The sequence below is a fragment of the Amycolatopsis roodepoortensis genome (assembly GCF_014873915.1).
In the GTDB taxonomy this organism is placed as follows: Bacteria; Actinomycetota; Actinomycetes; order Mycobacteriales; family Pseudonocardiaceae; genus Amycolatopsis; species Amycolatopsis roodepoortensis.
The window spans coordinates 699,357-710,100 of the sequence record NZ_JADBEJ010000008.1 but is presented as its reverse complement, the minus strand read 5'-3'; the positions used below and the strand labels follow the sequence as shown (position 1 = coordinate 710,100).

Annotated in this window: 12 protein-coding genes; 4 read left to right on the top strand and 8 right to left on the bottom strand. The window is 69.4% G+C overall.

The window, feature by feature from the left end:
* Positions 1–8: 8 nt before the first annotated feature.
* From H4W30_RS41085 to H4W30_RS41070, 4 genes are all read left to right on the top strand, one after another.
* Entirely contained in the window at positions 9–761 is a 753-nt protein-coding gene (locus H4W30_RS41085) for an ESX secretion-associated protein EspG (RefSeq protein WP_318780766.1), read from the top strand.
* A 94-nt stretch (positions 762–855) separates the two neighbouring features.
* Entirely contained in the window at positions 856–1,278 is a 423-nt protein-coding gene (locus tag H4W30_RS41080) for a hypothetical protein (RefSeq protein WP_192747643.1), read from the top strand.
* Complete coding sequence (locus H4W30_RS41075) at positions 1,279–1,842, top strand: DUF3558 family protein (RefSeq protein ID WP_192747642.1); 564 nt, start codon at positions 1,279–1,281, stop codon at positions 1,840–1,842. It begins immediately after the preceding gene.
* Positions 1,843–1,860: 18 nt separating this feature from the next.
* Entirely contained in the window at positions 1,861–3,342 is a 1,482-nt protein-coding gene (locus H4W30_RS41070) for a hypothetical protein (RefSeq protein ID WP_192747641.1), read from the top strand.
* Positions 3,343–3,385: 43 nt separating this feature from the next.
* Here the strand turns inward: H4W30_RS41070 and H4W30_RS41065 are convergent, their stop codons facing one another.
* From H4W30_RS41065 to H4W30_RS41035, 8 genes are all read right to left on the bottom strand, one after another.
* The gene (locus H4W30_RS41065) at positions 3,386–4,351 is read right to left on the bottom strand and encodes a glutamate ABC transporter substrate-binding protein (RefSeq protein ID WP_192747640.1); all 966 of its coding nucleotides are present in this window, start codon (positions 4,349–4,351) and stop codon (positions 3,386–3,388) included.
* Positions 4,351–5,745 carry a hypothetical protein gene (locus H4W30_RS41060; protein ID WP_192747639.1) on the bottom strand — a complete coding sequence of 465 codons (1,395 nt, stop codon included), beginning with the start codon at positions 5,743–5,745 and terminating at the stop codon, positions 4,351–4,353. Before H4W30_RS41060 ends, H4W30_RS41065 begins: the two co-directional genes overlap by 1 nt.
* Positions 5,746–5,851: 106 nt before the next feature.
* Positions 5,852–6,487, bottom strand: a complete 636-nt coding sequence (locus tag H4W30_RS41055; RefSeq protein ID WP_192747638.1) for a response regulator — start codon at positions 6,485–6,487, stop codon at positions 5,852–5,854.
* Positions 6,484–7,203 (bottom strand): sensor histidine kinase, encoded by a 720-nt coding sequence (locus H4W30_RS44045; protein ID WP_318780765.1) that lies wholly within the window; start codon positions 7,201–7,203, stop codon positions 6,484–6,486. Before H4W30_RS44045 ends, H4W30_RS41055 begins: the two co-directional genes overlap by 4 nt.
* Positions 7,204–7,619: 416 nt before the next feature.
* Entirely contained in the window at positions 7,620–7,742 is a 123-nt protein-coding gene (locus H4W30_RS44420) for a hypothetical protein (RefSeq protein WP_255432088.1), read from the bottom strand.
* Positions 7,743–7,809: 67 nt separating this feature from the next.
* Positions 7,810–9,069 (bottom strand): GAF domain-containing protein, encoded by a 1,260-nt coding sequence (locus tag H4W30_RS41045; protein WP_192747637.1) that lies wholly within the window; start codon positions 9,067–9,069, stop codon positions 7,810–7,812.
* 72 nt (positions 9,070–9,141) lie between these two features.
* Positions 9,142–10,014 carry an ATP-NAD kinase gene (locus H4W30_RS41040; protein ID WP_192747636.1) on the bottom strand — a complete coding sequence of 291 codons (873 nt, stop codon included), beginning with the start codon at positions 10,012–10,014 and terminating at the stop codon, positions 9,142–9,144.
* Positions 9,965–10,648, bottom strand: coding sequence for a DUF998 domain-containing protein (locus H4W30_RS41035; protein ID WP_192747635.1), 684 nt, complete (start codon positions 10,646–10,648; stop codon positions 9,965–9,967). The genes H4W30_RS41040 and H4W30_RS41035 overlap by 50 nt, the downstream gene beginning before the upstream one ends.
* Positions 10,649–10,744: the final 96 nt, after the last annotated feature.

Sequence of the window (10,744 nt, the reverse complement as noted above, 5' to 3'; positions counted from 1 at the left end):
AGGGACCGGTGCCTGCGTCATTTTCGATGTCGATGGCCCAGCTCGACGTCGTACTCGAAGATCTCGGGCTCGGCAGATTCGTGCTGCCCTTCGAGATCCCGACCGTCGGAACCACCCTCTCCGAACGCGAGCGGCACTGCGAAGAGATCTGGGCCGGACTGGCCGATCGAGGCTTCGCGCGCGATCGCGAGCTGCTGCGCGACTACGAACAGGCCCTCCGGCTCTGGGCCACCGGGGACTTCGTCGTCACCATGGAGGCGCACGAGGTCGAGCAGGACGCCGAGTACCTCTACCGGGGCGCTTGGAACAGCCGGCTGGGCGTCGTGAGCCAGCAACGTGGATTCGACATCCTCTTCGAGCCGGTCTACCCCGAACAGGTGGTCGCGACCCTGCTCGGTTATCTGCCGTCACTGCAGCCGTTCCCCGCGCGGGTGACGACGTCCAGCACACTCCCCCCGTCCAAACGACCGGACGACCCGTTCGACGAAGACCCGGACAACCTGCGCCTGGGCGCCGCCGCCCACTTCTTCGAACACCCGCTCGCGCGACTGGGCACGGTCAGCGTCACCCTGCGCGACGACCGGGGCAAACCGCAGCAGAAGAGCGTCCAGTGGTTCGACAGCCTCCAGGGCCGCTTCATGCTCACCACCGACCGCTTCCCCGACGGCGAAGTCCGCCGCACGTTCACCCCGACGAGTGGCTCTCACCTGGCACGATGGGTCCACGACCTGGTCGAAGCCGCCCGCGTCGGCAGCGCGTGATCCTCGCCGGAAGGCGGGCTTCGAGGCCGTTTCCGCTGATATCGTGATCTGACGAGCGCAACGAGTAACCGGGACTTGGTGCAGGGGAGAAACCATGACTGACGGCGCCGGCGGACCGCCGGACAACTTCTCGAACATCCTGGGCGACTTCTCGGCGCAGGCCGATCGGATGGTGACGGCGGCGAAGGAAGGGCGGTTCGCGGTCAGTCCCGAAATGGGCGAGGCGTACAAAACAGCCCTGCAGGATTACCTGGACAGTTGGACTGGCAACAAGATCCACTTCGACAGCTTGGCGAATTCTCCAGAGCTCGGAACGAGCCCTTATACGGAGCAAATCGGGCGACACATGACGATGGTCGCGGCAGGTGACGATCAATCCGCGAAAACCCAACTCGAAACCCTCCAGGCTGTTGTCGAACGCGCGCAGGCGGCGATCGACACGGCGATCAGCAAGTATCAAGCCAGTGACCACGCGGCCAGCAAGGATCTGTCCAACATCGGCAAGGAAATCCACTAGATGAGCCAGTACGGGGCCAAATTCCTGCAGCGTTCTCTTCCGATCGCGCTCATAGCTCTACCGCTCGCCCTCGCGGGGTGCACGACCGAAAAGCCCGGAAATCCTACCCCGTCCGCACCAGCACCATCCACGTCCGGTCAGAACGCCAGCACCTCCCCACAAGATGCCTTTGGCGACTTGAAGGCCTGCGATCTCCTGGAGCCGGTCGCTTCTTCACTCGGTTTCGAGCCTCCGGTCGTCGAGACTTATGAGAGTGACAACGGTTGCGGCTCGAGCAAACCCCGATACGGAACCGTAGCGGTCTATCTCGTGCCCAACGCGGGCATCGCGGATCTGAAGACCGACACCGGCGAGGTAAATCAGATCAATGTCGGTGGGCGCAAGGCGGTCGAGTTGCCCGGAAGCGCGGGCAAGGGCGCCTGTCTGATCGGGATCTCCGTCTCCGAGAAGGCCAGGGCGACGGTGAATCTCGGGCTTTCGAACAGCGGCACGACGGAACAAGCTTGCACAGATGCGAAGTCCATCGCTGAACAAATCGCACCGAAGCTTCCCCAAAGCGGCTGATCAGATCAGGGAGGGGACATGGCGGACAACGCCGGTCAGGACAACGTCGATTCAGTGCTGAACCTCGACGGCAAAGCGCGCCGGACGTATGAAGGCAAGCGCTACGCGGAGACTTACGACGAGGTCAACCAGGGGCCAGGCGGCAACTCCCTGACCGCGCGGCTGACAGCGGAGGCGAAGGCCGGCCAGTATTCGAGTGATCAGGCCGCAGCTCTCGCCCAGGGCCAGCAGTTCCGTGGCGGGCTCGGGCCATCCGACCAGCGCTACGAGGGCAACTCGCACGGTGATCTGATCGGTATGGTCACCAACAATCTGTCCGCTGAGAAGATCGACCAAAAGGGCGAGATCTGGAACAAGCAGGGCGATGCGCTGAACACCTTCAGCAGCGCACTGAGCGCCGCCGCCAGTAAAGAGGGCGCCCATTGGCAGGGGACCTCAGCCGAGGCGGCACACGGGTTCTTCAAGAACCTCAGCAAATGGGCCGACACCGCCGGCGACGGCGCGTATCTCGCGTCCAACCGGTTCTCCCAGTCCGCCGCCGCGGCCACCACCGCGAAGAACTCCATGCCCGAAGAGGTCCCCTTCGATCGCAACGCCGAGTACAAGAACGCCCTCGCCCAGTTCGCGACGGGGAATATCGCGGGCGCGGTGGACACGGTCGGCAACATTTCAGCCAAGCAGGAGCAGTCGTTCCAGGCGCATCAGCAGGCCGCGCAGGTGATGCACACCTACGACCAGTCGCTCTTCGACGTCAACTCCAAGCAGCCCACCTTCGCGCCGCCGCCGGAAATGGGCGAGTCGACGACGGCGTCCGGGTTCTCCGGGGGTACGGAAGCCCGGGGTTTCAGCGGCGGGCCGGGTCCCAACAGCGGGCCTGGGCCGGGGATGCCCGGAACGGGTGGTCCGAACGCGCCGGCGCCCGGGATCACCACGGGTGGCGGGCATACCGGGGTGCCGGCGCCGGGCCAGCCGGTCGGCGGGCAGCCGTCGACGTTCCGGCCTGGGCCGACGCCGGGGTTGGCGGCGCTCAACACGCCTGGTCCCAGCGGTCTCGGCCGGTTGGGCAGCGAGCAGTATCGCGGCAAGCCGGGCCGGACGACGAGCGGGCCGGGCGGTAGCGCGGCGAGCCGGTTGACCAGTGGTGGTGGAGGTGGCGGGTTCGGGCGCAACGGCGGCTCGGGCAACGTCGCCGAGCGGCTGGCGGGCGGCAAGGTTTCGGCCGGTGAAGCCGAGAAGCTCGCGGGCAAGGGCGGCGGGTCCGGGTCGGGCAAGCTGCCGGAGGAGCGGATCACCCGGGGTGGCGCGGCCGCCGCGGGTAAGACCGGAGGACCTGGCGCGATGGGGGCCGGTGGCGCTCCCGGTGGCCGCGGCCAGAAGGAAGAGGACAAGGAAAAGAAGGCCCCGAACTACCTGCAGGAGGAAGACGCCGACGTGTTGTTCGGCGGCCACGAAGGCGACATGAAGCCGGTGCCGCCGGTGATCGGCGAGAAGTCCCCCTGAGCCGAAGCGGGCCGTTCGGGAGCGAATCCCGAACGGCCCGTTATCACTTGTACTGGGCCGGAGGCGGTGTCCCGCCCTCGAGTTTGCTCCCGATCCATTTCGCGTAGCTCGTCTGCCACGCACCGCCGCGCACGTTCTCCAGCACGGCGTTCACGAACCGCACCATGTCCTCGTTCTCCTTGGGGATACCGATGCCGTAGTTCTCCTCGGTGAACCGGCTTCCCACGATCTTCAGCGTCGGGTCCTGCGCGAGCATCCCGGCGAGGATGACGTCGTCCGTCGACACGGCTTCGACCTGCTTCTGCTGCAGCATCACCAGGCAGTCCGACCAGTTGTCCACCGAGACCGGCACCGGTTTCGACGGATCCGCGGCGATCTTCGTCAGCGAGGTCGACGTCTTGGTCGCGCACACGCGCCGCCCGCCGAGGTCCGACAGGTTCGCGACCTTCGAGCCGGATTCGACCAGGATCCGTTGCCCCGCTTGGTAATACGCGGTGGAGAAGTTGACCTTCTTCAGCCGGCTGCAGGTGATGCTGTAGGTCCGCACCACGATGTCGACCTGCTTCTTCTCGAGCACGTCTTCCCGCAGCTTCGACGGGATCGCGCGGAACTGCACGCGCCCTTCCGCGCTGCCGAAGATCGCCTTCGCGATCTCGTTGACCATGTCGATGTCGAAGCCTTCGAGCTGGCCCGAGGTCGGATTCCGGAAACCGAACAGGAACGTCGTCTGGTCGACGCCCGCGACGAGTTTGCCCTTCTCCTTGATCTTCGCCATCGTCGAGCCGCTGGTGATCGACGTGCCGCTGGTCGGCCGCAGGCTGGCCAGCGGGTTGCAGCTCGTGTCGGTCGTTCCGCCACCACCGGCGTTGTCGGCGCCGCCGACGTTCGCGGGCAGCGGCGGCGCGACCTCGCCGACGGGCGCCGGGTCGACCGGCGCCCCCGCGCTGCCACAAGCCGTCGCCAGCACCAAGACCGCGCCGAGCACGGCCGTTCGCAGACCGTTCCGCATCACCGGTACTCCCTCAGCCGTTCACGGATTCCCAACGCGGCCCCTGCCGCCGCGATCAGCGCCAGTACCGCGATACCCGGCGCGAGCAGGGTCAGCGCACGGTCGGCGCCGCGGGTGTCGTCGAGGAATTCCTGTCGTCCCACGTTGATCGCGGCCACCAGGTTCTCGTCGAGCCGCAGGAACGCCGCGGCGGCGCCGTCCTTCAGGTCGTCACGGATGGCGGTGTCGACGGCGTCCTGGTAGGAGCCGTCGTCGTCCTGCTTCCGCACCTGACCGTGTGCCTTGAACCAGGCCGACGCCGCTTGGATGGCCGCGTCCACCTTGTCCGCCGCCGCGCCGCCCGCCGCGAGACCACGGGCCTCACCCAGCAGGCCGCCTTGGCCGTCCGTCCCGCCGAGCTGCCCGGCGAGATCGGTGAAGTCCTTTTCGTACGCCGCGCCGTCACCCCGGGCGACGAGGGTGAGTGTTTCGTTGGCCCGGGCCTGCAGGGCCGCGATCCGAGCGCGGACGAGGACGTCCACCTGGTGCGAGCCGTCGTCCTCACCACTGCCGACGAGGGAGCTCTGCACGATCAGCGCGGCCGCGCCCCACAGCAGGGCCACCACCACCGACACGGTCGCGACGACCAGCCCGACGTTCAGCAGCCGGTTGGTCTTCCGGGTCAGGTGTACCTGGGTGACGATCAGCGCGGCGAGCAGGGCGAGCACCAAAGCCGTTGCCAGCCAAGGGAATCCGGTCGCGTCGTCCTGTTCGGCGGCGAGCCGGTCGGTGTCGGTCCGGTAGAGCTCCTGTGCGGCGGGAAGGATTTTCGACCGCATCAGCTCCGACGCCTCACGGAGATACGAGGCACCGACGGGGAAACCCTGCCGGTTGTAGGTGCGCGCGGTCTCGATCAGTCCTGTGTAGACGGGGAGCTCGCGGCTGAGGATGTTGATCTGCTCGGCGGCCTCGCCGACACCGGACGAGTCCGATGCCGCCTTCGCCAGCGCCGCCCCGGCCTCCGCGATGTCGCGTTCGTACCGCTGGCGCATCGGGAGCGGCTCGGTGCCGATGGAGAGGAACGAGCTGGCCGCTGTCGCGTCGGCGTCCGAAAGCGCGCGGTAGACCTGCTGCGCGGCGGCGGCGAGCGGTTCGCGGTGGTCGATCAGGCCGTTGATCGTGTCCTTCTTGTCCTGCGCGGCCAGCGTGCCGAACACGCCCGCGACCAGCGACAGCAGGACGAGCCCGATCGCGATCACCGACAGCCTGCCCGGTGTGGTCGCCGCGGACCGGACGATCGCGCGGATCCCGTTGCCCGGCAGTTCGAGCAGCCCGGCGATCCCTCCGCGACCTCCCGGCGCAGGGGGTGGCTCGGGGCTCCCCGGCGGCCCCGGCCGGGTCACTGTGCTCGTCATCGCCGATCCTCCCCATTGGCTCTACCCGCAAAGAAGGTATCCGAGTCGGGATCGGCGCAGCCAGTGACACCGGTGTGTGTCATCGGCACGTGATCTCCCGGCGGCGTCAGAGGCCTTTTTCCAGGCCGTACCGCACGGCCTCCGCACGATTGCGCACACCGATCTTCGCGAAGGCATGGTTGATGTGGCTTTTCACGGTGGCTTCGCCGATGAACAGTTCGGCGGCGATTTCCGGATTGGACAGCCCGCGCGCGATGAGGCCGAGCACTTCGGCTTCGCGCGCGGTGAGCCCGTCCGGGAGCTCGGTCTTGGCCCTGGTGGTTCTCGATTCGAGCGCGGCGACGAGCCTGTCGGAGACTTCGGCGGCGAAGATCGCCTGCCCGTTCGCGGCGGAGCGGACGGCCGCCCCGATCTCGGCGCGCCCGGCATCCTTCGTCAGGTAACCGCGGGCTCCGGCACGCACCGCGTCGGCGATCGAAGCGTCGTCCGCGTACGTCGTGAGGACGACGACCGCGACCTCCGGGTGATCACGTTTGAGCAGTCTGGTCGCGGCCACTCCGTCCAGTACGGGCATGCGCAGGTCCATCAGCACGACGTCGGCCGCGGTGTGGCGGAGCAGGTCGAGCGCCTGCCGCCCGTCGCCCGCGGAGCCGGCGACCTCGACCCCGTCGATCAGCCCGAGCAACGCGACGAGCCCCTCGCGCATGACCTGCTGGTCATCGACCACGACCACCCGGATCACGCCCGCACCACCGCCTCCACCGTCCAGCGCCCGTCGTCCGGCCCTGCGGTCAGCGTGCCACCGGCGAGTGCGAGCCGCTCCCTCATCCCGGTGAGGCCGAATCCCCCGACGTCCTTCGATCGAGCGGTTTCACCGAGTTCGTTCCACACTCGCAAGCGAACCTCCGTCCGGGTGAAGAAGAGCCGGAGCGACACCGGCCGCCCGGCGGCATGCTTCGCCGCGTTGGTCAAGGCTTCCCGCGCTACACCCACCAGCGAGACCACCTCGGCGGACGGCAGCGGACGCTGCTCCCCCTCGACTTCGAATGACGCTCCGCCGTGGTGGGTGTTCGCCAGCTGTCGCAAGGCTTCGGCCAGCGACGGGACATCGCTGCGCAGGGCGGCGACCGCGTCGCGCGCCTCGGCGAGCCCGTCCGCGGCCAGCCGCCGGGACAGCCGGACCCTGCCGAGCGCACCGTCCACATCGGACTTCTCGGCCAGCAGGACCTCGGCGATCTCGAGGTGGACTCCCAGTGCCCCCAGCGAATGCGCGAGCACATCGTGGATCTCCCTGGCGATCCGTGTGCGCTCGTCGAGCGCGGCGGCCCGCGCGTGTTCCTTCTGCGCCAGCTTGGTCTGCTCCAGGAGCGCGGCCGCCTGCGCCGCCTGCACCTCGTACTGCCGCCGGTTCAAGCCCAGCAGCATCAGCACGAGCAGCACGCCGACGTTGCCGAACACCAGCGGTCCGGACGCGCCCCGCGACCAGGCCGGTGACCGCCGCGAGGCCCGCGTCGAGCCCCACCACCCCCATGATGGCGGCCACCGACGGCTCGGTCAGGGAGGCGAACCGGCTGACCGTGACCACCGCCAGCACGATGGCGGAGGAGTCCTCCGCCCAGCCGAGGGTGATCGACGGCGCGACACTCGCCACCGCGAGCAGGACGGTCGCCACCCGGGGAAACCGCGGAGAGACCACCACGAACCCCAGCCAGCAGACCGCGCTGACGCCGTACGCCGTCCAGATCCACGCACTGGACTCGCGAGCGGTCAGCAACACCACCACGATCGCGGCCGTGCCGAGCAGCTGGACCACCAGCCAGCTGGGCGCGATCGTGTCGGGCAGCAGCGGCTTGCTCCGCTTCCCCATGGCTCCCTCAGTGCTCGCTCAACCGCGTGATCATCTCCACCAGGATCAGCCGGTAGGCCAGGAACCCGAGCAGGACGACGACCCCCACCACGACCAGCGCCACCAGGCCTTTCACGTTCATCTTTCCCATGTCACGGACGTTAGGCACGCGGCGGGGTGGACCGGGACCCCCGCCGGGTCGAGGCGGGGGTGGAGATTCAGTCGCGGACGGCGGGCGCGACCGAATGCGGGAGCACCTCACCGTCGGACGGCCGTTCGACCACGACCTCGACGTCGTCGCCGAACCGGTACGGCCTGGCCAGCAGGAACCCGCCGAAATGCCGCCTCATCCTGGACATCTCCGCGCGGACGGTGACGGTGCGGCCGGCGTCGCCGAAGAGGTCGCGTGACAGTTCCGACGCCGACCTGCCTTCGCGATGCCGCGCGAGGACGTACAGCATCTCCGCGTGCCGTGGGCTCAGCCGGTGCGACCAGGTGCCCGCCGCGCCCGAGACGCGCAGCGTGCTTTCCCGCGAAGACCTCAGATCGAGCACGACCCGCGTCGGCGGCGCGTCCTCCCCCTCGGTGAACCGGACGAGCCAGCCGCCGGGCAGCGGCTCCAGCAGGCATTCGCCATAGGCCGGCAGCCAGGTGCGGCCGGGAGCGGCGTCGTTCGGCAGCGCGATCCGGCCGACCGGGACGAGACCGGCCGAGGCCGCGATCCAGCCGTGCGGGTCGGCGATGACCGCCCGGCCCTTCACCTTGGCGAGCAGCGGTGTGGCCAGACCGCGCAACCGTTCGAGCTCGGAGAGATGGGTGGTCCGCAGATTCGCTTCGGCGAGCTTCGCGACCGTATCGACCAGCGCGAGGGTCGTCGGGTGCACAGTGGAGGCCGGTCCGGAGAGGTCGATGACGCCGAGCAGCCTGCCGTCCCTCGGATCGTGCAGCGGCGCCGCGGCGCAGGTCCAGTCGTGCTGGTTGCTGACGTAGTGCTCGGCCGAGTAGACCTGGACCGGATGCCTCGCGACCAGTGCGGTGCCGATGGCGTTGGTGCCCGCCGCGCGCTCGTGCCAGTCGACCCCTTCGATGAACCCGAGCCCGTCGGCGCGGCGGCGGACCGCGGTGCTGCCGTCGCGCCAGAGGACACGGCCGTCGGCGTCGACGACGGCCATGATGTGCGCGGCCTGCTCGGCGAGGCTGATCAGGCCGCCGCGCAGAACGGGCAGGACGGCCGCGAGACCGCTTCCGCGGCGGCGGGTTTCCAGCTGGTCCGGGGTGAGCGCGGACGACGGCGAGCCGCGATCCGGGTCGAGGCCGAGACGCCGCATCCGCTGCCAGGACGCGCCGATGACCGCTCGCGGAGCACTCGGAAGCGTGGTCCCGGCGAGCGCCGCCTCGCGCACCTCGGCGAGGGCGCGTGCGTGCCGCCGCGGGTCCGCGCCGACCGGCAGCGCCGCCTCCAGCTGCACCTGGCCCACTCCTTTGCTCTGTTCAGGCCAGTGTGCCCGGACGTCCCGGGGAGCGGAAGGTCTCTGTGACCTGGGCGCGGCTTACCCGGGGAAGCGTGCGTCCGCGAGGCGGGGCCTCGGCAGGACCTCGGCAGGCTTCCGGCCAAGCAGCAGCCCGGTCCGGGTGGCCTCGGCCATCACGGCGCGGACGTCGACGCACCACGGGCCGTCGGGCTTCAACTCCACGAAAGCGCTCTCTCCCGGCTTGAGCACGAAATGCGGTTGGCCGTCGAGCGCGATGGAGCCGCCGGCGGCGGCGAGGTCGACACGGACGCCCGCGTGCAGCACGCTCCAGCCGCGGACACCCACCGCCCGGACCTCGCCGGGCGCGATCGGCGCCTGTACGACGTACGGCGTCTCGTCGACCGGCCCGAGCGAGACCGCGACACCGTCCACAGTGGACTTCGGGCTGGGGCACAGCCGCCCGGGAATACTCGACAGCCCGACCCCGTCCGGGACGGCGAACGTGCAGTACAGCTCGGTCAGCGACGCGGGATCCCACCGGCTCTCCGAGCACACGCTGACGTCGGTCAGCGCGATCTCGCGGCGGGCCTTCGTGACGACCTCGAGCACGGTCGCGCGGTTCGTGACCAGGTCCGTGTCCACCTGATGGGTGGCCACCAGCCCGGCGGCGAGTCCGGCGACGGCGGACTCGTCGGCGCCTCCGGCAGGCAGCATCAGCAGCGGCACGTCACCGCAGGCGGCCGCGGCCGCGCGCATCATGGTCGCGTTGCCGAGGCAGATGATCACGCTCGCGCCCGCGTCCACCATCCGGCGGACGGTGCCGATGATCTTGCCCGCGTCGGTCCACACCATCACGCGGCCGACGCCGGCCACCCTCAGTGCCGAACGCAGGCTCTGGATGTCACGCTCCGAAGCGGGGTTCGCCACGATCCCCGCAACCGCTTCGCCCACATGTCCTCCGCTGCCGCGCCAAGTCACTACAAGGAAACGACGTCCGGGCCGCGAAAGAAAGAGTTGCACGAGGTTGCATCGCAAAGCCACCACGGCGGGTGAGGGCGACCAGCAGCGCGAGTTCGAGGATCAGCAGGATCCGTTCGGCCAATCCGCTCACCGCGCGGGCGTCGACCAGGAACGTCGCGACGAAGACCACCAGGGCGGCCAACGCGGCGTAGGACAGCCGACGGGGCGTCCCGAGGACCAGCCCTGCCAGCGGTAACGCGGCGAAAGCGACGAGCGCGGCGTGCCGGTGGATCGCGCCGTGCCAGGTCAGCGGCTGGTCCATCGGCTCCTGCGGGAACACCGCGAGTACGCAGAGCGCGACGCCGGACAAGGCGACGAGCCTGGCCGCCCACACCGCGCCGGACAGGCGGACACCGCCCGCGATGGTCAGCGCGCCGAAGCCGACGGCCAGCATGGCGACCCCGACGAGCCGCGTGCCCTGACCGACGTGGACGTACTCGCTGAAGGTGGTGGCGAGCGGATCGACCGCACCGGCGTTGACGATCTCGACGTAGACCGCGATGACCAGCCCCGCCGCCAGCCACGCGAACGCGGACAGCCTGATCAACCCTCTGATGTCGTTCATGGACCGAGCCTGACCGCGGGGCACCGTCCGGCACATCCCGCCCGGGCGAGCAGTCCGCGTCACCTCGTAGGGGACTCCCGGTGTCCCCCACGAGGG